At 59.8% G+C, this 21,183-nt stretch carries 22 protein-coding genes and 1 tRNA gene; 11 read left to right on the forward strand and 12 right to left on the reverse strand.

Annotation, left to right across the window (positions count from 1 at the left end):
* Nucleotides 1-30 precede the first annotated feature (30 nt).
* From DCC25_RS09350 to DCC25_RS09375, 6 genes are read right to left on the reverse strand one after another with little or no spacing between them, the layout of a single operon-like run.
* Nucleotides 31-1,956, reverse strand: a complete 1,926-nt coding sequence (locus tag DCC25_RS09350) for a protein kinase (protein WP_110101471.1) — start codon at nt 1,954-1,956, stop codon at nt 31-33.
* Nucleotides 1,953-3,419, reverse strand: a complete 1,467-nt coding sequence (locus DCC25_RS09355) for a penicillin-binding transpeptidase domain-containing protein (protein ID WP_110101472.1) — start codon at nt 3,417-3,419, stop codon at nt 1,953-1,955. The genes DCC25_RS09350 and DCC25_RS09355 overlap by 4 nt, the downstream gene beginning before the upstream one ends.
* Complete coding sequence (locus tag DCC25_RS09360; protein WP_110099212.1) at nt 3,416-4,882, reverse strand: FtsW/RodA/SpoVE family cell cycle protein; 1,467 nt, start codon at nt 4,880-4,882, stop codon at nt 3,416-3,418. The genes DCC25_RS09355 and DCC25_RS09360 overlap by 4 nt, the downstream gene beginning before the upstream one ends.
* On the reverse strand, nt 4,879-6,390 hold the full coding sequence (locus DCC25_RS09365) for a PP2C family serine/threonine-protein phosphatase (RefSeq protein ID WP_110099213.1): 1,512 nt from the start codon (nt 6,388-6,390) through the stop codon (nt 4,879-4,881). Before DCC25_RS09365 ends, DCC25_RS09360 begins: the two co-directional genes overlap by 4 nt.
* Before the next feature lie 2 nt (nt 6,391-6,392).
* The gene (locus DCC25_RS09370; RefSeq protein WP_110101473.1) at nt 6,393-6,899 is read right to left on the reverse strand and encodes an FHA domain-containing protein; all 507 of its coding nucleotides are present in this window, start codon (nt 6,897-6,899) and stop codon (nt 6,393-6,395) included.
* Entirely contained in the window at nt 6,899-7,684 is a 786-nt protein-coding gene (locus tag DCC25_RS09375; RefSeq protein WP_370443924.1) for an FhaA domain-containing protein, read from the reverse strand. Before DCC25_RS09375 ends, DCC25_RS09370 begins: the two co-directional genes overlap by 1 nt.
* A gap of 296 nt (nt 7,685-7,980) precedes the next feature.
* Between DCC25_RS09375 and DCC25_RS09380 the strand changes: the two genes are divergently transcribed.
* Together DCC25_RS09380 and DCC25_RS09385 are read left to right on the forward strand one after the other, a co-directional pair.
* Nucleotides 7,981-8,064, forward strand: a tRNA-Leu gene (locus tag DCC25_RS09380).
* A 198-nt stretch (nt 8,065-8,262) separates the two neighbouring features.
* Nucleotides 8,263-8,739 carry an HXXEE domain-containing protein gene (locus tag DCC25_RS09385; protein ID WP_110099215.1) on the forward strand — a complete coding sequence of 159 codons (477 nt, stop codon included), beginning with the start codon at nt 8,263-8,265 and terminating at the stop codon, nt 8,737-8,739.
* A gap of 60 nt (nt 8,740-8,799) precedes the next feature.
* Here the strand turns inward: DCC25_RS09385 and DCC25_RS09390 are convergent, their stop codons facing one another.
* Nucleotides 8,800-9,753: a site-specific integrase gene (locus DCC25_RS09390; RefSeq protein ID WP_158278527.1), complete on the reverse strand. Its 954-nt coding sequence runs from the start codon at nt 9,751-9,753 to the stop codon at nt 8,800-8,802.
* On the reverse strand, nt 9,750-10,403 hold the full coding sequence (locus DCC25_RS11365; RefSeq protein WP_158278528.1) for a helix-turn-helix domain-containing protein: 654 nt from the start codon (nt 10,401-10,403) through the stop codon (nt 9,750-9,752). Before DCC25_RS11365 ends, DCC25_RS09390 begins: the two co-directional genes overlap by 4 nt.
* Nucleotides 10,404-10,501: 98 nt before the next feature.
* On the opposite strand from DCC25_RS11365, the gene DCC25_RS09395 reads away from it, so the two are divergent.
* The 4 genes from DCC25_RS09395 (at nt 10,502) to DCC25_RS09410 (ending at nt 11,732) form a co-directional block, all read left to right on the forward strand.
* Complete coding sequence (locus DCC25_RS09395; protein ID WP_110099218.1) at nt 10,502-10,726, forward strand: helix-turn-helix domain-containing protein; 225 nt, start codon at nt 10,502-10,504, stop codon at nt 10,724-10,726.
* A 92-nt stretch (nt 10,727-10,818) separates the two neighbouring features.
* A complete protein-coding gene (locus DCC25_RS09400) occupies nt 10,819-11,052 on the forward strand; it encodes a hypothetical protein (RefSeq protein ID WP_110099282.1) in 234 nt (77 codons plus the stop codon).
* Between the two features lie 5 nt (nt 11,053-11,057).
* A complete protein-coding gene (locus DCC25_RS09405; protein ID WP_110099219.1) occupies nt 11,058-11,330 on the forward strand; it encodes a hypothetical protein in 273 nt (90 codons plus the stop codon).
* 9 nt (nt 11,331-11,339) lie between these two features.
* Nucleotides 11,340-11,732 (forward strand): hypothetical protein, encoded by a 393-nt coding sequence (locus DCC25_RS09410; protein ID WP_110099220.1) that lies wholly within the window; start codon nt 11,340-11,342, stop codon nt 11,730-11,732.
* A gap of 4 nt (nt 11,733-11,736) precedes the next feature.
* Here DCC25_RS09410 and DCC25_RS09415 read toward each other — a convergent pair whose 3' ends face one another.
* From DCC25_RS09415 to DCC25_RS09425, 3 genes are all read right to left on the reverse strand, one after another.
* Nucleotides 11,737-12,870 carry a hypothetical protein gene (locus tag DCC25_RS09415; protein WP_110099221.1) on the reverse strand — a complete coding sequence of 378 codons (1,134 nt, stop codon included), beginning with the start codon at nt 12,868-12,870 and terminating at the stop codon, nt 11,737-11,739.
* A gap of 150 nt (nt 12,871-13,020) precedes the next feature.
* Nucleotides 13,021-13,371, reverse strand: coding sequence for a relaxase domain-containing protein (locus DCC25_RS09420; RefSeq protein ID WP_110099222.1), 351 nt, complete (start codon nt 13,369-13,371; stop codon nt 13,021-13,023).
* The gene (locus tag DCC25_RS09425; RefSeq protein ID WP_148707532.1) at nt 13,372-13,617 is read right to left on the reverse strand and encodes a hypothetical protein; all 246 of its coding nucleotides are present in this window, start codon (nt 13,615-13,617) and stop codon (nt 13,372-13,374) included. It abuts the gene before it with no gap.
* 120 nt (nt 13,618-13,737) lie between these two features.
* Between DCC25_RS09425 and DCC25_RS09430 the strand changes: the two genes are divergently transcribed.
* Complete coding sequence (locus tag DCC25_RS09430; protein WP_110099283.1) at nt 13,738-14,088, forward strand: PadR family transcriptional regulator; 351 nt, start codon at nt 13,738-13,740, stop codon at nt 14,086-14,088.
* Nucleotides 14,089-14,529: 441 nt separating this feature from the next.
* On the opposite strand, the gene DCC25_RS09435 is transcribed toward DCC25_RS09430, so the two are convergent.
* Entirely contained in the window at nt 14,530-14,766 is a 237-nt protein-coding gene (locus DCC25_RS09435) for a hypothetical protein (RefSeq protein ID WP_110101476.1), read from the reverse strand.
* Nucleotides 14,767-15,113: 347 nt separating this feature from the next.
* On the opposite strand from DCC25_RS09435, the gene DCC25_RS09440 reads away from it, so the two are divergent.
* The 4 genes from DCC25_RS09440 (at nt 15,114) to casB (ending at nt 21,165) form a co-directional block, all read left to right on the forward strand.
* Complete coding sequence (locus DCC25_RS09440; RefSeq protein WP_110101477.1) at nt 15,114-15,638, forward strand: methylated-DNA--[protein]-cysteine S-methyltransferase; 525 nt, start codon at nt 15,114-15,116, stop codon at nt 15,636-15,638.
* Between the two features lie 292 nt (nt 15,639-15,930).
* A complete protein-coding gene (cas3, locus tag DCC25_RS09445) occupies nt 15,931-18,861 on the forward strand; it encodes a CRISPR-associated helicase Cas3' (RefSeq protein WP_146206451.1) in 2,931 nt (976 codons plus the stop codon).
* On the forward strand, nt 18,851-20,521 hold the full coding sequence (gene casA / locus DCC25_RS09450) for a type I-E CRISPR-associated protein Cse1/CasA (protein WP_110101479.1): 1,671 nt from the start codon (nt 18,851-18,853) through the stop codon (nt 20,519-20,521). Before cas3 ends, casA begins: the two co-directional genes overlap by 11 nt.
* Nucleotides 20,521-21,165, forward strand: coding sequence for a type I-E CRISPR-associated protein Cse2/CasB (gene casB, locus DCC25_RS09455; protein ID WP_110101480.1), 645 nt, complete (start codon nt 20,521-20,523; stop codon nt 21,163-21,165). The genes casA and casB overlap by 1 nt, the downstream gene beginning before the upstream one ends.
* Nucleotides 21,166-21,183 lie beyond the last annotated feature (18 nt).

The raw sequence follows: 21,183 nt of genomic DNA on the forward strand, positions 1-21,183 counted from the left end.
GTGGAGAATCCTATCAGGACGGCCGAACCGCTAGGCGAGCAGGGAATTGTCGTGTGAGTACCGGTTTTCGTGGCTGGAGGTCTCCCGGTGATTTTGTTCGGAACGGTTCTGCGGTGCCTGGTCGTGAAGTTCGGCGTTGCGCTGAGACTGCGCGTTACCGTTCTGCTCACCCTGCCCGTTGGTCGCTGTCTGACCCGGGTTTTGTTGGCCACCCTGCTGGGTTTGGCCACCACCGTTGGCCTGGCCGTTGCCCTGACCATTGCCCTGACCGTTGCCGGGCTGTTCGTCCGGGGTCTGCTGTTGCTGAGTTGGCTCCGGTTGCTGGGTGGGTTCCGGTTGGTCCTGCTGGGTCTGTTGGGGTCGTGGTTGGTGGGTTTGTTGCCGGCGTTGTTGCTGCTGGTTCTGCGGCGGTGCCTGTTGCTGTTGTTGGGTTTGCTGGGGCTGCTGCTGGTTCTGTGGCGGTGCCTGCTGTTGCTGTTGTTGCTGTTGGGTGCCGGGGTTCTGCTGCTGGCCACCTTGACCATTCGAGTAGTTCACGGTAATTTCGCTCCCCTCGGCCACCGTTCCGGTGGGGTTCAGCGAGAGCACCTCACCGGCTGGAGCACTATCTTCGCGCTCCTGCGTAGTGACCTCAAAGCCCAAATCCGTCAGTTCTTCTTCGACCTCGTCAACCTGACGGCCGACGTAGTCGTCGGCATTGACCTCCACGGAGGCTTCCGAAGCGGATTCGGTGGGCTCGGGATCGGGCTCCTCGTCGTTATTCAGTACCGAGGAGATCCACATTCCGATCACGGTGAACAGCACCAAAATGATCAACCCGATCAGTGGCCAGGTCCAGGGGCTACGCTTGCGTTTGCCCGGTGAGTCGGAGTCACCTTCGCCTGTTTCGTCCACACTGAGTGGTTCGTGGCCGGGCTCAGCGTCCTCGTCCAGGGTTCCTTCCCCGGCCCCGGTCAGCGGCAAGGCGGCGGTGGCTGGGTTGGTCTGCTCGGCTGCCAGAGCCTGGGTGCGTTCACCACGGGTGTCGATGGCTTGAGTCTGTATGGCCTGGGTGGCGGTATCTTCGTCGCCACCGGTTGCGGCGGAGCCGGACAGGAAGGGAATCATCCCCGGCACCGCACCGACGGCGGCGTCAGTGTCATCACGATGCAGTGCTTCGGCTGCGGTGGCCAGGGCATTGGCGTCTTGGGGCCGGTCTTCGGGTTCCTTGGACAGCATCGACATCACCAGCGCGCGGACCGGTTCCGGAATGGACTCCGGCAATTCCGGCGGGGCGTCGTTGACCTGGGCTAGGGCGATGGCGATCTGGGATTCGCCGGTGAAGGGGCGGTGCCCAGCTAGGCACTCATAGGCGATAATCCCCAGCGAGTAGATGTCGGAGGATCCGGTGGCTTGCTGGCCGGTGGCCTGTTCCGGGGCCAGGTATTGGGCGGTACCCATGACCTGGCCGGTGGCGGTCAGCGGGACTTGGTCGGCCAGGCGAGCGATGCCGAAGTCGGTGACTTTCACCCGGTCATTGGCGGTGATCAACAGGTTGCCGGGTTTAACGTCACGGTGGACCAGACCTTGGGCGTGAGCGGCAGACAGTGCCCGGGCGGTCTGGGCAATGATGGTCAGGGTCCGATCGGCGGAGAGGACCTTTTCCTTCTCCAAGATGGCGCTCAGCGGTGGGCCATCAACGAGCTCCATGACCAGGTAGCCACAGCCCTCTTCTTCCCCATAGTCGAAGACATTGGCCACCCCGGGGTGGTTCAGTAGCGCGGTGTGCTGTGCCTCGGCACGGAACCGGCGTAGGAAATTGGTATCACCGGTATATTCCTCTTTGAGGATTTTGATCGCGGTAATGCGACCCAATACCGTATCGCGAGCCTTCCATACTTCACCCATACCGCCAATGGCGATGCGATCGGTGAGCTGGTAGCGCCCGCCCAGCGTCATCCCGGATGTTGGTCTCACTGCTCGACCACCGCCTCCATGATCTTCTTCATATTATCTACCGTCAGTTGGTGCCCCGTGTCATATGGAACGTCTTCGTAAACCAGCGTGACCGCCACCTGGGGATCATCGGCCGGAGCAAAGCCGGTGATCCAGGAGTGCACTGTGGTATCGGCACCGGTGGAGTCTGAGATCTGACCGGTACCGGTCTTGGCTGCAATATCAACCTGATTGGATCGGGACGAGATCGCGGTACCAGATTGCACGGCTTCCTGCATCATGCCGGTGAGCTCGTTGGCGGTCTCGGCACTGATCGGCTCGGAGTAGACCTCGGGTTCGGGGTCCTCCAGCAAGTTCAGATCGGGACCGCGCACCGTATCGATCAGCTGGGGTTTCATCAGTGTGCCGTCGTTTGCAATACCGGCGGCCACCATGTTCATCTGCAAAGCGGTGGCGCGGACATCCACCGCACCCAGAATCGACTGGGCCAGGGTGGCGTCGGGTAACTGCTCGGTGGGGAAGCTGGAATTAGTCGCCGTTAGTGGCATGTCAAAGGTGTCGTTGAAGCCGAAGGCCTCTGCCATCTCCACAATCGGTTCCTGTCCCATCTCCATGGCCGCGGTGGCGAACGGAGTGTTACAGGACTGAGCGAAGATATAGCGGAAATCAGCCTGGTTAGGACTACTGCAGAGGCCACCTTCGAAGTTGCGCAACTGCAGACCGTCGGTCTGTGGCAGCGTAATGGAGTTTGGCAGATCTAAGGTGGTATCGGGATCGTAGTCGCCGGACTCGAGCATGGCCGAGGCCTGGATCAGCTTAAAGGTGGAGCCCGGTGCCACCGCCTCTTGGGTGGCGGCGGTGCGATAGGGGGAGAGCCCTTCTTGGGAGGTGATCTCTTCCATATTCTGCCGTGCTTCAGCACCGGAATGGGTGGCCAGCAGGTTGGTGTCGTAGCTGGGCTTGGAAGCCATGGCCAGAACGTCGCCGGTGGCCGGATCGGAGATCACCACCGAGGATTTAATCCCGTCGGGAAGCACCGAATAGGCGATCTCTTGCATCTGTGGGTCAATGGTGAGCTCGACCTGGGCGCCACGTTGCTCGCCACCGGTCAACAAGTTGTTCAGCCGGTCAGCAATCATCCCGTCGGCGGTTCCAGACAGTTCGGCATTCAGTTTATTTTCCAGTCCGGTGGCCCCGTAGGTCAGTGAGTAGAAGCCGGTCAGGCCCGAGTACTTTTCGGGCTCGTGGTAGACGCGCTGGTAGTCAAAGTTATCTGAGTCGGCCGGGACCGATTCAGCAATAGGTTCGCCATCGACCAGAATCGGGCCACGGTTGGAGCCAAATTGCTGGTACAGCTGGCGCGTATTGGCTTCATTGTTGTTCAACTCTTGGGCGCCAATGACTTGCACATAGCTGGCGGCAGCCAACAGCACCACGAACATGGCCACCAACACCATCCAGGCGTGACGGATTGATTGGTTCACTGGTGACCACCACCAGCGGTGGCCGGAGGGGTGCTGGACGGCTGGGTGCTGACCGACTGTGGGGTGCTCGGCGTAGCACCTTCGGCATGGGCGCGGTCACCGGTACCGGATCCGTCTCCGGAGGCGTTGACCATGGGGCCGACGATGATTGGGCGCCGGGCCGCATGGGAGACCATCAGCACCAGGGCCACAATGATCCAGTTGGCCAGAATTGAGGTACCACCGGCGGCCATGAAGGGTGTGGTCAGGCCGGTGAGCGGAATGACGCGTAAGACTCCGCCCATCACCACGAAGCACTGGATCCCGATGGAGACCGCCAACCCGGCGGCCAACAGTTTTCCGAAGGAGTCGCGGGCGCCCAGAGCAGCGCGGATGAACCGGGTTATTAGCAACACAAAGAGCAGGATAATGGCGGCCAGACCGACAAAGCCGACTTCTTCACCGAAGCTGGCGATAATCATATCCGAGTTGGCCGCATACACCAGGTCCGGCCGACCGCCACCCAGTCCGGTGCCTAGCAGACCCCCGGAGGCCAACCCGAACAGGCCCTGCACCACCTGGTGGGAGCCTCCCTGGGCGTTGATGACCTCGGGGTCGAAGGCGTTCAGCCAGCCGTTGATGCGGGCTTGGACGTGGTCGAAAGTCGAGACGGCGAAGGTACCGCCGATTGCCACCGCGAGCAGACCGAGGATGATCCAGGACAGCCGGGAGGTGGCCAGGTAGATCATGGCCAGAAAGAGGCCGAAGAACAAAACCGCTGAACCCAGGTCGCGCTGGAAGATCAGCACGCCCATCGAGATCAGCCAGGCAACGACCAGCGGGGCCAGGTCGCGCACGCGTGGGAATGCCATGGGACCGATTTTCTTCCCGGCCAACAGGATCAAGTCGCGGTTGGCCGAGAGGTAGCCGGCGAAGAAGATGGCCAGGGTGATCTTGGCGATTTCACCGGGCTGGAATTGACCGATGCCGAGGTTGACCCAAATGCGGGCACCGTTGATCTCCATGCCGAGCCCGGGGATCAGTGGCAACACCAGCATCACACCGGAGGCAACCAAGAACAGGTAGGTCCAGTTGCGTAGTCTGCGGTGATCGTTGAGGAACCACAGAATGCCCATGGCGATCACCATCGCCAAGGTGGTCCAGACCAGCTGGGAACTGGCGAAGTGGGTTTGGGGGTCTTTGGCCAGGTCCAACCGGTGGATCATCGCGATCCCCAGACCGTTCAGGGTCAGCACGATCGGCAGAATGTAGGGGTCAGCGTAGCGCGCTTTGACGCGCAACACGACATGGAAGGCGAAGGCCAACACGGTCATCACCCCGGCCTGGATCCAGTAGTCGTTGGTGATCGGGGTTTCCATGCCGATACCGGCCAGTACGTTAGCGGCGATGCCGATGGCTAGGGCCAGGATGATCAGCAGCAGCTCGGTGGCCCGGCGGGGACGGGAGGGGGAGACGACGGTCATGATCCGGTACCTCCAATCGCTCCGCCGGTGGCGCCAGCGACGGCACCCGATGCGCGAGAATTGCTGACCTCGGGAATATCGGGGTCGGTCGGTTGGGGGGAGGGCAACTCCACCGGCGGTGCTTCAGGGATCATGGAGCTGCGCAGATCTTCCAAAATATCGTGGGCGTGGTTGAGATCCTGGGCGGTCAGCCCGGACTCGACCCGTTGCCGGGTGTAGCCGGGGAGTCGGTCTAGGGGGATATCGGTGGTTTCTTCGACCTGGGAGAGCTCGATCGGGCCCAGATCCTGGGCGACACCACGGTATACGGCCACGTGGTCGCCATCAACACCGACGTAGTACTGGTTCTGGGACCACAAGTAGCCGGCGATCCCGCCACCGACAATGAGCACCACGATGGTGAGCAATGCTGCGATCAATGGCCAGTTGCGTCCGCGCGGGCGCGAGGTGTCGGTATCGTCGGAGAAGTCTTCGGAGGTGCCATTCAGCGTGCGGTAGGGGATCGGCTGGTACGTCTTCTCAGCTCGTGGGGCATCCAGGGCCTGCGGGGTGCCGTGCAACAGCGCGGCGGCTCGTTTGGCCGAGGATGAGCGGGTCACGATCGGAATCTGGTCGGTGTCGGTGGCCAGCGCGGCGGCACCAACCAGCAGGTGCGGACGTTTGCCCAAATCGTGACGTAATAGCGCCGCAGAAACCGGGGATTGGGGGTCGGATTCGGAGATCTCCCGGGCGGAACGGGTCAGCTCGGTAGTGTCTTCTTCCACCGGGGCCAGACGGCTGGTCTCATCCTCGGGCACGGTTTCGAAGATCACGACGGTGACGTTATCGGGAGATCCTCCGGCCAAGGTCAGGTCGACCAATTCCTCGACCGCCTGCTCAATGTCGTCGGCCGAACGTAGTTTTTCTTCGATGATGTTGTCGGCCACCACGGCGTTGAGTCCGTCGGAGCACAACAGCCAGCGTTCGCCGGGCTGGGCAGCAAAGGTGGACACATCCAGTTCGGGGGAGGCATCAACGTCGCCGAGCACGCGCATCAACACGTTTTTATGCGGGTGAGATTCGGCATCGGCCGGGTCGAGACGGCCTTCATCGATCAGCCGCTGGACGAAGGTGTGGTCTTTACTGATTTGCTCAAAGGTGTCGTTTTTCAGGCGATAGGCCCGAGAGTCACCAATGTGAGCCATGTGCAACTGGTCGTGATCGACCAGTAAAGCGGTGCAGGTGGTACCCATTCCCGCCAGTTTGGGGTTGGTATTGACCAGGTCGTTGAGAATCAGGTTGGCGGATTGAATTTCATCGGCCAGCACATTCTCGGGGTCTTGCTGATCGGGCCGATCCAATGGTGCCAAATCCAGCACGGTTGAGGCAGAGGCGACATCGCCCCCGACGTGTCCGCCCATTCCATCGGCGACCACCGCGAAGTAACGACCCACATAGGCTGAGTCATCGTTCTTGGCGCGGACTCTACCCACATCGGATCGGGCGGCAAAATTCAGCATTAAAGCCATTGTTATTGCCTCAGCTCCAGCACGGTTTTACCGATGCGAATCGGGGTGCCGGGCTCCACAGCGAGGGTTCGCGCCAGTTGCGCGCCGTTGATATAGGTGCCATTGGTGGATCCGAGGTCTTCGAGGAACCAGCGGGTACCCTGCGGGAACAGGCGAGCATGGCGCCCGGAGACATAATCATCATCCAGCACCAGGTCGCATTCGGCGGCGCGCCCCATCATCAGTGGCGCGCCCTGTAGATCCACGATATGTCCGGACAGGGGCCCTTCGGTGACTACCAACTGGGTGGCCAAAGCGCGTGGAGGGGCGCTCGGGGCATCAGCGCGGGGTCCTTGGCTGGCCGGGGCTCCGTCGGGGGAGACGGCAATCGCATCGGCCTGTTGTCCCCGGACTTTATTACGACGGCCCACCATCAAATCTCGGCCCTGCGAGGCGACGATGGCAATGATCAACACCCATAGGGCGGCCAGCAGACCCAAACGAAGGGCAGCGACGGCGAGTTCGCTCATTAAAACCCTCCCTGCCGGGACTGTTGTTTCGGCACCATCCGGAAGGTCATCCGAGTGCGTCCGGCGGTCACGGTATCCCCGTGGCGCAAGACGGCCGAGCCTCGGGCCTTCTGCCCGTTGATATAAAAGCCGTTGGTGGAGCCCAGGTCGACGGCGGTTACGCTGTCTCCGTGCACGCGCACCTCCAGGTGGCGACGAGAAATCCCGGGATCTTGGATCGTGATATCAGCCTCGGACGAGCGACCAATCACGATAGACGGAGACGTGAAGGAGTAGGTGGTCCCGTCAATTTCGAGAACCGGTTGGAGTTGGGTGGGCGCAACAGGCGCTGGTTGCCGGGCGCGTTGTTGTTGTCGCGGTGCCGGTGCTGGGGTGGACTGCGCGGCCTGCGTTTCGGATTCGATCGAGATATCACCGCGGGAGACGTTCTGATCTTCCAGGAAGGTCACACGCACCGGCCCCTGGAGCGTATAGCCCTGCTCGGAAGAGTGACGGATGACCTCATCGCAGAGCTCTTCAGCCAATGCTGAACCCCAGTGTCGAATCTGTTCAAAGTTCTGGGGTGAGAACGAGATCGAAAAGACATTGGGCACCAGAGTCCGGCCCTCGTGTAGTGAGATGGATTCGCGATCCAAGTGCAATCGTAGCGCGTTAGCGATCTCAACGGGCTTGACCTTACGAGCGCCACCGGCGGTGAAGACCGTTCGCACGGCACGTTCGAGGCCGCGTTCGAGATTGTCGAGTACTCCCACCGAGGCACCCCCTTCGTCAATATTATGGGTCAATTTTAGGAGATGAACATGAACACACCTCGGACATGACCTAACAGGCCGAGGAGGTGTTCTCTCCTCACGTCAGAGTACTAAAGTGTAATGCCCTTGCGTATCTTTGGGCTACACGGGTCACAACTTCCTCGACCATACACCCTGTTTTCAAGCGGAAATGCGAGAAAAACGTGGCTCAGTTGTGATGCTTCTCTACGAAAGGCTTCACGATTAGGTGAATCGAGCTCCCTATGATTATGATAGTTTTCGCTGTGCAACCCACGGTGGTGACTCGCTGTGGAACAGTACCATGATTTGCGCGAGTGGCGGAATTGGTAGACGCGCTGGCTTCAGGTGCCAGTGATCGCAAGATCGTGGGGGTTCAAGTCCCCCCTCGCGCACCGTGAGAAAAGGCCTCTGACCTGGGATTTTATCTCTCAGGTTGGGGGTCATTTGCGTCGGAAGTGCTAGAAAAAGTGCTAATGGCTGCCATACCAGGCCAATCACCGAGGCTTCTGTGCGGGGCTCGATGTTGCCTTACCCTCGGGGGCGTGTGCGCCGCAACGGTCTCGAAGCAGCGTTCGTGGTAGCGTTATGGCATGCACGCCCGTGGCCCCGCTCATCTCTTCATCGCGTGGGCTGTTCACGATGTCGAGGAGGCGGTGGCTTTTCCGAGCACCTGCGATGCCCTGGCTGATCGGACTGGTATCGAGGCGTTGCGCATGGATCAGCGTCAGTCATGGCTGGCTGTTGGCCTGATGGGAGTTCTTGTCGCTCTTGCCTGTCGCCGGGGCGCGGTATCGAATGGCCGCTCGCGGTTCTATCGGGCGATGGTGGCGGGACTTCAGGCACACGTTGGTACGCATCTGTTGGCTTCGGTGCTGCAACGTCGGTACACGGCTGGCGTTGCAACCGCGCTTCCGGTCATGCTGCCCGGTGCCGAGTCCGCTCGTCGGGAGCTTCGCGACTTCGGCGGGCCACTTCGCGCGAAAGACTACGCTGTCGGGGCTGCGCTCCTGCTCCCTGCTGCGCTGGGGTGCCAGGCACTCGCGCGCATGTTGATTCGGAGAAGCTAGACCTCATTGGCCCGAACGCAGAGAGCTCCGAGTTGTCTGCTTACTGGGTTACGGCGTCGGTTACGAACCCAGGTGTGCGGCGAAGCGGTCTACTGCCGACCGCTGCATGGTCGGGGTGACGTGGGAGTAGATGTTCATCGTCGTAGTGATCGTGGAGTGACCCAACCACTCTTGCACGACCTTGGGGTGCTCGCCAAGTTCGAGCAGCAGGGTCGCGTGGGTGTGACGCAGTCCCTTGATCGTCACCCGGTGCAGAGAGTCGAACTTCTCAGTCGCCCACTTCAAGCGGCGATCCCAGCGGCTGGTCATCGCGTCGGGCGAGCGAAGCTTCCCATCATCGTCGCCGAAGATGTAGGCGTCGGCTTTCGCCAGCTCGAACGACACCTCGGCTCGTGCGACCTTGTAGGAGGCGAGCACCTTGAGGGTTTCGGCGTCGATGTCGATGACGCGGGCTTGCCCGGTCTTGGTGGTCTTCGTCTTCGTCCAGTCGTCGGTGTCGACGGCGCGGCGGATGCTGACCCGCATCGTCTTTGTGTTGATATCCGACCATCGGAGCGCGAGGGCTTCTGATCTGCGCATGCCGGTGTAGGCGATGAGTCGCCACAGCGGGAACAGTTCGTCTTCGAGGGTGTCGCGGTTCCAGGTGAGGAAGGTCTGCAACTGCTCGGCCGTCCAGGTCGCGATCTCGGGTTTCTGTGCCCGCACGTCGCTGGACTTCGGGGGCTTCACGGTGCGCTTCTTCTTCGCCGGGTTCACGGTCAGGTGCCCGTCGTCAATCGTGGCATCGAGGATCGCACCGAGCACGACATGCACCTTGTGAACTGAGTTCGCCGAGAGCGGCTGTCCTTTGCCGTATTCGTCGTTGCGGCCGTGGTCTTCTAGGTCGCGGTAGTGGCGGGCGATCCCCGTGTCGGTGTCGTAGGCCTGGATCGAGCCCGGCTGCCGGGAACGGGAGCGCCGCTGCTGCTTCTCACCCCCGCCACCCTGCTCCGCGGGCTGTTGTTTCCTGGTCATGACAGCATGCTCCTCGCCGTGGTCTTGCCAGGCCGGTGAGTATTCCCATAGTTCTCGATGTAGTCGGCGGCGTTGAACACGCGCCCCTCCGGATCGACCTGCACGCCGCGCTCCTGGATCACGCGCGCGCGTGCCCGCGCGTGATCCAGGCGTTCCTGGTAGGCGGCGATGGTCTTCGGGTGCGCGCTGGTCTTCTCGGGGTCGTCCTTGCTTGGAGCGGTCATGCCCGCGAGGGTGGTTTCGAGGTGGTGGATGCGGTCGGTGCAGACCACCCATTCCTGCTGCCAGTAGTTGAACAGTCCCTCATCGGTGAGGACGAGTTCCCCGCGTATCCACCTGTCGATCTCTTCCGGCTCATACCCCTCCGGCACCCCGGTGAGTGTCGTCTGCTCCTCCGGTGGGGTCAGGAGGGCTGCGGGGGTGGTGCGTAGCAGGTAGGCGATCACGGTGAGGTCGTCCACGTCCACGCGGCGATCCCCGGCCTCCAGCTTGCTGATCCCCGAAGTCGAGAGCTTGCGCCCGGCGGCTTTCAGCCCGTCGGACATGGTGCGCAAGTCCATGCCGATCGCTTGACGTGCCGCGCGGATGTTCTGAGCGACGTGCGTGTTCGTGATGCCTGCGGGGTTGCCCCGCACCCTCTCTGTTTCCATAGTAGAAAACTACAACGCAATGCTTGACAGTACAAGTGCGATTCTCTACGGTGGGATGAACCACATTTCTCGGCGCTGACACGAACGGACGGTGCGACATGTGGCAGAGCACCCTCGATATGGACGACCTCCGCAAACGGCGCAGCCTCGTCATCACCAGCAAGGAAGCCGCCGAAGCGCTCGGCGTCGATCCCCGCACGAACACCACGAGCATCAACGAGGGCACGATCCCGCATGTCAAGCTCGGGCGGCGCATCGTGATCCCCCGCGAGAAGTTCCTCGCCCTCTTCGCAGATGCCGTGACCGATACCGGCGAGTCCTGACACTCGGATACGGCGGTGCCGATTCGGCACCCCCGCGCAAGTCTTTGTTGCCCCGCTTGGCAAGATAACTTGTGGCAAGTAAACTTGTGAGCATGGAGTCGGAACCGCTCATCCTGGACAGTGCCCACCGGCACGGCGTCTCGGATGCGGCGATGCTTCATGCGCTCCGTTTCCCTGTCCGGCACTTCGTGCAAGACGACGCGATGACCATGTTCATCGGCCCCGACGAGACCGGCACCCTGGTTGAAGTCGGCGTCATCGAATGGCACGGCATCATCGCGATCGCGCACGCGATGCGTCCGGCCCGACCCAAGTATCTGAGGTGAACATCATGGCTCCACGCTCTATCGAAGACATCAAGGCCCGCGCCGACGAGTTCGCGGACGCCTTCGAGAACTACGACCCCAAGCCCGGCGATAAGGACGCCCCGATCTCGCCCGTCATGGCCGTCAAGCTCGCCGCCTGGCGACGCGACACTGCCGAGCGTGAACTGGCCGACGCAGTGCGTGCGGCGCGGGAGAAGCGGCTGTCGTGGCGCGAGGTCGGTGAGGCAATCGGCACCAGCGGCGAGGCCGCCCGCCAGCGCTACAGCGCCAGCGCGTAGGAGGACGGCATGAAACGGATCAACGGGCACAAGCTCGGTAGGTGGAGCCTCCGCCTTGACGCGATTTACTGCACGCTCCTTGGCGCGTCCGTCGCGCTCTTCGCTGCGCCCATCGCCGAGGTCGTCGCGTTGCCGCAACTGCTGATCGCGGCTGCGGGTGTCACGGTCGTGCTGTGGGCGGGCCTCGTGCTGTGGATGCTGCTGAAGCTGCGCATCCAGACCGCGCTGCGCATGGTGATGGGCGTGAACATCCTCGCCGCACTTCTGGTCGCGGTGTGCGTGATGGCGGCGGGAACGCTGCTCGCGGTGGTCGGGGTTCTGGCCGTCGTGGTCGATATCGCGCTCTTCGCAGGTAGCCAGGCGCTCGCGCTGCGTACCCTCCCGACTGTGCGGACCGTCTGAGGCTTCACCATCCGATGCCCAGTGCCCCTGGCTGCTGATCCGGGCCAGTCCTTGTCAGGCCAGCACTGCGGCGCGCCAAGCCTTCCTGGCGGGCTTGCAGAGCCTCATGCTCGGCTCGCTGCTGCTCGCGTCGTTGAATGAGCCATTCAGCGGCCTCCGCGACGGGGCGCGCATACAGTTCAGCAATGATGCGCCGCCCTGTGGCGGCGCGCTTCCTGGCGCGTTCGGCGTCGGCTGTCGGGTTGGGGATGCGGAACGTGCCTCGCATCTGCCGCGCCTGCTCCGCCCCGTAGACCTGGACGGCGAGGCGATCCCGCTCAACGGCCTGCCACTCGGCGGTCTGCCGCTTCGCGGCCTCCGCCTCGCTGAGGGCCTGTTCAGCCGCCCGCACCTCGGGATGGGCATCGGCCTGTCCTGTTGCGATGGTCTGCGCCCACTCGGTGACGGGTCGCAAGAGAGACGGTGCGGTGCCCCAGGTCTGGGTGATGTGCTGCTCGATCTTCTCAACCGACTCTTTCGCGGTGTCGATGTTCCGGGCGGCGGTGCGCTTACGCCCGAACCTCGCCGCCCTCACCTCTTCTCGGGCGGTGTGGAGATGCGCCCGAGCTTCTACGAGTTCTTGCCCGTCCGCCCGCGCCCGCGTTTCCACCTCGGCCGTGACCGTGTGGCGGGTGCGCGCCGCAAGCTCCTTCGCGTGGACGACCAGTTCGGCGTGCTCCCCGGCTTCGACGTGCTGCGCTTGCTTCTGCTCGACGAATCGCGCGGCGGCGTCCTCGAACACGGCCGCGTGCTGTTCCGCGCGTTCGATGAGCTGGGTGAGGCGTGCCCGTTCGGTCTGCACGAGACGCACCGGCCCATCCTCCACAAGTCCTCGCACAGCTTCCGCTGCGCGTTCGGTCGCGTCGGTGAGGCCTCGGTCGGCGCGATCGCGTTCCATCGTCGCGATGAACTGTTCTCGCGCCTGCTCCTGGCTTTCGGCGACGATGTGCAGGAAGTTCTGCTTGCGGCCGCGAGTCATTCCGACGTACACGCTCGCGGCGCTGGTGGCGTCAGTGAGAAGCGTGTGCGACCCCGCCACAGTCGCGCCCTGGACTCCGTAGGCGGTCGCCGCATAGGACAGGTGCGCGTGCTCGGCCACATACTCGGCCGGGGATGCGCAGGGTGCGCTGCCGCTTCCTCCCGCTCCCGGCCTCGCGCACTCTGAGCGTGCCGTCGTCTTCGACGTGTTGCACGATCCAGTTCTGACGGTTCGCGACCCCAACGCTGGTGTTGTTCTTGCGCGTCTGGATCAGATCCCCGGCACCGGTGGGGGCCGTCGCTGCCGGTCGCGGTGCGGATCACCCGCACGGGAAGTCCGGGGCGTGATGCCAACGACCTGCATGTGCTCGATAGGCACGACCTCCTGACGTCCGCGCGGGCCAACACGGGTGACGGAGTGCTGCGCGAGCCAGCATCGAATCTCGGAAAGCGCGCCCTGTTGCGCCTGATCGAGAGCTTCGGAAACCTCGGGGTGGAGCGCGGCGGCGATGGAGAGCGACTTCGGAGAGGTCACGACCATCTCCATAAACCGAGGCGACCCTTGACGAGCCTCTCCAGGCAGGCGCGGCCTCCCCATCGACTCTGCCGTGACCGGGTTCACTCAGTCCACCCAACCCGCATACGTCTCCGGGTCAAGGCCCAGCTCGGCCGTCACGTTGCCAGCGCCATCGAGCGCGGCGAACTCAGCGACCGTGGTTCCCGCGCCGAGGTAGTAGTCATCGGCGCGGGAACGGTCTGCTTCGACATAGCGGCGCCCGTCAGCTCCGGTTCCCCGGAACGGGATCACGCCACCATGCACGACACTCACCACCAATATTTCCAGTACGGAAACCTGTGTATCTACCACGGTAGAATACGCCCATTCGGGAGAGATGCGGTGAGAACGTCGGAGTTCTCAGTGGATGTGCGACGTCGGACCGATGAGATCGTCGAAGGATATTAGGTGGTGCATGATATGGTGCTTGGCATGAGTATCGAGGATGTCGGAGCGCAATTGCGGCGCGGCGTTGTCGAGGCGTGTGTTCTCGGGTTGTTGAGCAAGCGCGCGATGTATGGGTGGGAGCTGTCCCAGCTCCTCGTGGACGAGGGTCAGATCATCGGCGGCATCGGGACGCTCTACCCGGTGCTGACCCGCCTTCGTAAGAGCAACTACGTCACCACCTTCGATCAGCTCTCTGATGAGGGGCGGACTCGGCGCTACTACGAGCTGACCGACGCGGGGCAGGCGGCGCTGGATGCTTTCCGTCAGCAGTGGGCACACTTCGTTCCCGCCGTCACACGCCATATCACGCCCGATAGAGAGGGGAACCAGTCATGACCGCACAGACCACACTCGACACCACCGCGAGGGGGTACCTGCGCCGTGTCAGGCGACTGCTCGAAGGTACAGACCCCGAAGCCGTCTCGTCACTGCTGGAAAGCATCACCGAGGAGTTCGAGGGACTGGACGACGTGGCCGTTCGAAGCAGGATCGAGCAGATCGGTTCACCGGAGTACGTCACCGCCGATCTACGAGCAGAGGTTGCAAACCGACCCCACGATGCGGGCTGGTACACCTGGCTGACAGCGTTCCTGGTCACCTTCGGCGGTTTCCCTCCCGCTCCTCGGATGGATCGGAGGCGTCGTACTCCTCTGGAACTCCAAGACCTGGCAGAAGCGACACCACATCATCGGTACCGCTGCCTGGCCTGTCGTGACGCTTGTCGGTGTCGAAAGTCTCGTGTCATGGGCTTTGAACGCACCCGCCGTCATCGTGACCTCAGAGCAGATAGTGAGCGCGGAGGGCACTGCGACGATCGCCGCAGAGAGCGCGCCGCTCACCGGTGTTGCCGGGTGGGACATCGGCGCCGTGCTCAGCCCCCTGCTCGGCGCGCTGCTGTTCGGCCTGCTCCTCGCCGTCGGCATCTGGCTGATCGTCGAAGGGCAACGGATCAAGCGGGGGCATCGCTAGCTTGAGGACGGAGACCATGCGGATGCCCTTCTCGTGTTGTGACATCCGGCCTATCCCTGAACGCAGGGTTCATGGGGCAAAACATGGGGCACCGAGTACGTCTTCGCATGTATCGGGAGGTGCGCGAACGCAGGTTCCTCCCCGAAAGCCGTTGATTTCATGTGGGTTTCCACCCTTTGAGGTCGGTGCCTGTCCGGACGGGGGCAAGAGATCAAGTCCCCCTCGCGCACCGTGGGAAAAGGCCTCTGACCGGAAAGAAGAGATCCGGCCGAGGTCTTTTTCGTTTAATTCTTCCCCGCCGAAGACACTGGGTGCTCGGATACTCACGCGATGTCCCACGCGTGGGCTAATGTGATGATTACCACGCGCCGAGTTGGAAGGATGAGCGCATCATGACCACTGAACGACAGTACTATCGCGTCATCGAGACGCCGGTGACTCCTTTACTCCTGGTGGCGAACGCTCAGACCGTACTGGCCGTAGAATTCGTCGACGACTCCGAAGCAGTGTTGCAGTTTCTTCAGGAACGCTTCCCGGGCGCGACGGAACGGAAATCCTCACGCGTGCTGAACCGAGCCGAGACGCAATTAGCGGAGTACTTCCAGGGTGAGCGAGAAGCGTTTACCATCCCCATAGCGCTCCCGGTAGCGGAGAACTTTTTGGCCCGCGTGCAGCGAGCCCTGCTCGATATTCCTTACGGAACGACCCTGACCTATGCGCAGGTAGCCGATCAGCTAGATGCCGAGGGTGCAGCTCGTGCGGTGGGTGCGGGTTGTTCTAGTAATCCGTTGCCGATTCTGGTGCCGTGCCACCGTGTGGTGCCTGCTTCCGGAGGGTTCGGTGGTTATCGCGGGGGAGAGGACTGGAAACGGTATCTATTAGAGCTGGAGTCCTCCGGCGGTCGCCCGTTGCCTTGAGAGACACTGATCTTCACACCTCGCCCCGGTGTGAGGGGTATTCTAGGGAGCAGAGGGTGTGAACGTCCTTTTGCCTCGATGCGTCGGGGATGAGCCAATGGTTATTGGCGGTTGCGGTAGTTTCCTACCGACTGCTTCCTGCGGTAGCAGGAATCGGACGCTCACCTCTCCTTCATATAAAAAACATGGTAATTGTTGGTTGCGGGCTATTGATTAACTCGGAAGGACTCTATATGCTCAAGAGCGAAGCCATTACGTAGTCTCACTCACGCGACAGACAGGATAAGTAGTTTTGAATGACTCACAAGTGCAATGGAGTGCTGACAGCCGGGCTCTTTGGGCTAAGACCGGTGACGCCGACGCCGGCACGTGGATGAATTTGCCACGACACATGATGGATTCGGCCGCTGTGGCTGAATATTTGTGGGACAGCTGGTTGGCGCCGGGGATTAAAGATTTCTTATCGACATCAACGGGCTTGAATCTGTCTCGGCTTCGCCAACTGACGACGTTTCTCGCTGGTGTTCACGACGTGGGCAAAGCGGACCCCGTCTTTCAAACCCAGGTACTCGGGCGCCAGGACGGTCAGGGTTATATCGATCGCCTCGTTGAACAGGGATTTATGCTCGATTATCCCGAAGCGAAGGAGGACAAATATCCTCACTCGGTAGGATCATTTTACGATCTAATGTCGCAGTTGAGTAGCCACGGTGGGTTGGCTATGGGCGAGGGCCCATTGTTGGATTCAGCTGTTCTGGCAGTCGCAGAAATAGTCGGTGCTCACCATGGATTACCGGTCTCGGCACGACAAGAGTCTCGAGCTAAGGCCTTCGCTCCCGCTAGGGACGCACAATGGGTCAGAGTTCAGCAGGAAATGATAGAGAATATCGCTGATATAACGGGGTTCGACCTGTCTTCAGGACTGCCAGATGAGCCCGATAGTCTCGGTGCGCCTCAGCAGATGCTGTTGACCGCTCTGGTGATTATGAGCGACTGGATCGCCTCGAACCAGTTCTTTTTTCCTTTGAGTCCACCGGATGAGCAAACGTCGGAGCATCGGAGAAATGAAGCCATTGCAAAATTAGCTTTGACTGAAGCTGTACCGGCCAAGGCTTTTCCTGACGACGTAGTTGCTGGGTATCAACAACGATTTGCTTGGCCACCCGAGAGAAAGCCGCGTAATGCTCAGCGCGCAGTCGTCAAGATTGCCCGCGAAATTCAAGGTCCAAAGCTCATCACGCTTGAGGCCGATACAGGAAGCGGTAAAACTGAAGCTGCACTCGCGGCAGCAGAAACTTTGGCGGCTCAAACCGGTCGTAGCGGTGTTATGGTAGCTGCCCCGACGATGGCAACGTCCGATGCGTTGTTCCGTCGGGTTAGACGTTGGGCCCAATCCTTCGTTGGTGCAGACGGTGTCGCGTCACTATATCTTGGTCACTCAAAAAACTACTTAAACCCTGACGCAGAGGAGCTTGCACAGAAGCAACGACACCTGACTGCGATCGGTGTTGACAGCAACAGTACCGACAAAGATTCTCACACGTCGCTGGCTGAAACGCCTGAAAATGTGATTGCGCATCAGTGGCTTCATGGCCGCAAGAAGGGCATTTTGTCTAATTTTGTGGTGGGCACTGTAGATCAGGTGTTGATGATGGGCCTACAGTCTAAACACGCAATGCTGAGACATCTCGGAATTGCAAGCAAAGTCGTCATCATTGACGAAGTTCATTCCTATACAAGCTACATGAACTCTTATTTATCCAGGGTTTTGATGTGGCTAGGTGCCTACCAGACACCAGTGGTATTGCTTTCGGCAACGCTACCCCACGAAGTGAAGGCTCAATTAATGGCTTCTTATCGGCAAGGGTTGACCGGAAAACCTGTCGATCCCGCTTCGGTCACGTCGTCGGGCGACTCTTATCCGGTAGTAACCGTTGCACACAAAGACGATATCGAGGTTTTTCCGGTTCACCAAGAGAACAGTCCGGGACGAGCCCTTGAATTTGAGTCTCTTGGTGAAAGATTGAACGATCTTGGCGAGGTCATGGACCAGGTGGCAGAGCACGGAGGCTGTCTCTTGGTTCTTTGCAACACTGTGACGCGTGCACAAGAAGCATACAGATTAGCGCGTGCGAAAGTTGGGGACCACGCCGAACTCTTGCACGCACGATTTATAGCGGCCCACCGAGTGTTGAAGGAACAAAACCTCGTCGATGCTCTAGGACCTTCGGAGACTGGAAGGCAAGGACGCCCTGATCGTCTTATTGTTGTGGCAACGCAAGTCGTTGAACAATCCCTCGACGTGGATTTTGATGCTCTGGTCACCGATATAGCTCCTATGGACCTGATTATTCAACGAGTTGGTCGCGTTCATCGACACGAGAGACCGGTAGGGGACAGGCCGGAATGGTCCAGAAAGCTCAAGATTGGAATTAGGGGACTTGAGGTCGACGGCGATGAGAGCAAGCCACCTGTTTTCGAGACCACACAGGAGCTCATCTATCACAAAGCACTCCTGATGAACACCTGGGCGCTACTCAAAAACAGGGGTGGGACCCACCGTCCGTTGGTTTCCTTACCAGATGATATTCCTGACCTTGTGGCACAGACGTACGGATCGTCGTGCCTAGGCCCTGGAAGCTGGGCCGAGGAATTTGAACAAGCACGAGAAGAACTCCTATCCGCTAAAGAAGTTGCCCAGGAGAAGGCCAAGGCATTTATGTTTAAGCCTCCGTTGTCTGCGACTTCTTTTCGAGATTTATGGACGACACAGACTGCAGACATCGAGAAGAATGCCGTTTCCGAAGAAGCAGGTTTAGCTCAAGTTCGTGACACGGAACCGTCCTTGGAAGTGTGTCTGACGAGAAAAGTGAACGCGGCAAGCTATGAACTCATCACGGAGGTCTTCGGCGATGACTTCGATCCAGTGTTTCACGGGATGACTCCCGATGAGAACTGTGCGAGAGCGATTGCTGCCAGTTCCATCAGATTGCCACATGTCTTCTCCAACTGGCACTTGTTCGACAGAGCGCTCGCGGAATTAGAGGGTGCAACGGACCAGGCCTGGCAAGATTCACCCGTGCTCAGAGGGCAACTTCAATTAAACCTGGATGAAACAAACCGCACCGAATTATGTGGCAGGCAACTTCGATACGACATCGATCTGGGACTAGTAGACGATACAGCTCAGGGTAGGAACGGAAGAGAGGAAAATGATGGGTGATCCGCACCAAACGGTGTCATTCAACCTTGTTGATCGCGCCTGGATCAAGGTCGAATTACTCGACGGCACGACTGCGCAATTGTCCATTCGAGAGCTTTTTCAGCGAGTCACAGAAATTAGGAGAGTCCTAGGAGATTCCCCCGCTCAAGACCTCGCAGTCTTGCGAATTCTGTTGGTCATCTACTGGCGGGCCAATAGAGATGACGATTTGCTCACAAGCCTTAGAGGTACAGATAAAAACCGGTGGTGGCGTGAGGCATACACCTTGGAAACCTTGGAGACGTTCGGACAGGTCATTGATGAGTACCTGGATAAATGGCATGGCCGATTTGACCTCTTTGACGCTCAGAGACCATTTATGCAGGTCCATGACCTCAGGACGCCAAAAGATGAGTACTCAGCAGGGATCAGAAAACTGGTGCCGGACGCTGAAAGTGACTATTTCACCATGCGAGCTGGAGAAGAACTAACTTCTGTCCATGCTTCCGAAGCTGCACGTTGGTTGCTGTTCTTGCAAGCTTGGAATTATTCAGGAATCAAAAGTGGTGCCGTGGGTGACCCGCGCGTTAAAGGTGGCAAAGGGTACCCCATCGGGACCGGATGGAGCGGTGCTTCCGGGGCTGTCGTCATCCATGGACCGAATCTAGCTAAGACTTTCTTACTCAACACTGTTCCAACGATGGTGTTCGGCGACAGCATGGCCCAAGATGTTCCGGTTTGGGAACGGGATGATCCTGATACGGCGAAGACACATGGCAGAGACATTCCTCGAGGTCCGTGCGAACTCTTGACCTGGCAGATTCGACGCGTGCGCCTATTTCATCAAGGTGAAGATGTTGTTGGAATTTTGATCGCGAACGGTGACCGGATCGAACTGCGCAATCAGTTTAACGATCCTATGACGGGATATCGGTATAGCAAACAACAGTCGACGAAAAGGTCGGTTGTACGGTTTCCAAAAACCCACAATGCGTCACGAACTCTGTGGCGTGGCATCGAAGCACTGTTAACGAGGACGGGCGCGATAGAAGATTTAGACAATACTGCAGATTTGCAACCGGAGACCATTCGGTGGTTGCGCGACCCCAAAAATGGGCTCCAAGAAGATGCACAAGCGTCTGTTGGAATTGAATTGGTCGGGGTTGAATACGGTCCGCAAAGCTCGAGTTATAAGCAGACAATTCATGAAGAACTTCCGATGAAGTTGGCGACTCTGGCCGCTAGGGACGCAACCTCATCAGAGATGCTTATAACCGCTGCGCAACGAACGATGGACGTAGCAACCTCGTTAGGTCAATTCGCTGGCAACCTTCTTGAAGCCGCTGGCGGAGAGTACGCATTCAACGCCGAAGCAACAGAGCGCTTTTTGACGGAGCTAAATGAGCCGTTCAAGAAGTGGGTGGAGAACTTTTCGCTCGACGTAGACCCTGCAGAGTACCGACAACAGTGGCTCGATCTCGTTAGGAAACTGGTTTATCCAGAGGCACAAGTGCTCGTTCGTGGCGCTGGTGAGAAAGCTCTCCTCGGATGGCATGACGAGAACGGATTGTTGAAGAGCGCCGTAACAGCCTGGGATCAATTCTCACGACGTATCAACACATTGACACAAACACAAAATAAAACTGCCGAAAATGAGGTGCAGAAGGTAGGTGCTAAATAATGACAGAAGTAACAGAATCTCGGAGTACTTCCGAGGAAACGGAAACGACGCCCACGGTTTACAAAGCCGTCAGCTTCGCAGCTTATCGGCTGGGCTCCGGACTGCTCGGAAATAATCCGCGGTCTTTATCTCATAGCCGCGCAACCCTTGCCCGACTACGCCGTGCTGCTGGAGAGCAACCGGGTGAGAATCCGATGAGCTGGGCAACTATAGCGGACGAGGTTCTCATGAATCTTCCAGAGTCAGCAGTCGGTAAGGGGCCCGAATTATCGACCAGCGAGTGGGCTGCGGCAGTATCGATTTCCATGTTTGCCCTGCATCAGCAATCTGAGCGCAAACTCATGCACGAGCCAGGTATCGATTTAGGTAGAGCGGTAGGAACCCTAGCTCAACGGGCCGAGAGCGGTTCGATCAAGGGGCGCCTCGATGCGTTGATGGTGGCTCGTGATCCCAAGAGTTTGCAATACCACCTGCGCGCGCTCGTGAGCTTGTTGAACGCGCATCATATTCCGCAGGACTATGGTCGCCTGGCGGAAGATCTTATCCGCTTACGTCTCCCAAAACGACGTCAAGCAGTTCTTGTTCAGTGGGGGCGCTCCTACGCGCGTGCACTGCGACCTCAAAAACAAGATCACGCCAACTGAATAACACTAACTACTCCT

It is taken from the genome of Auritidibacter sp. NML120636, assembly GCF_003185945.1.
Classification (GTDB): domain Bacteria; phylum Actinomycetota; class Actinomycetes; order Actinomycetales; family Micrococcaceae; genus Auritidibacter; species Auritidibacter ignavus.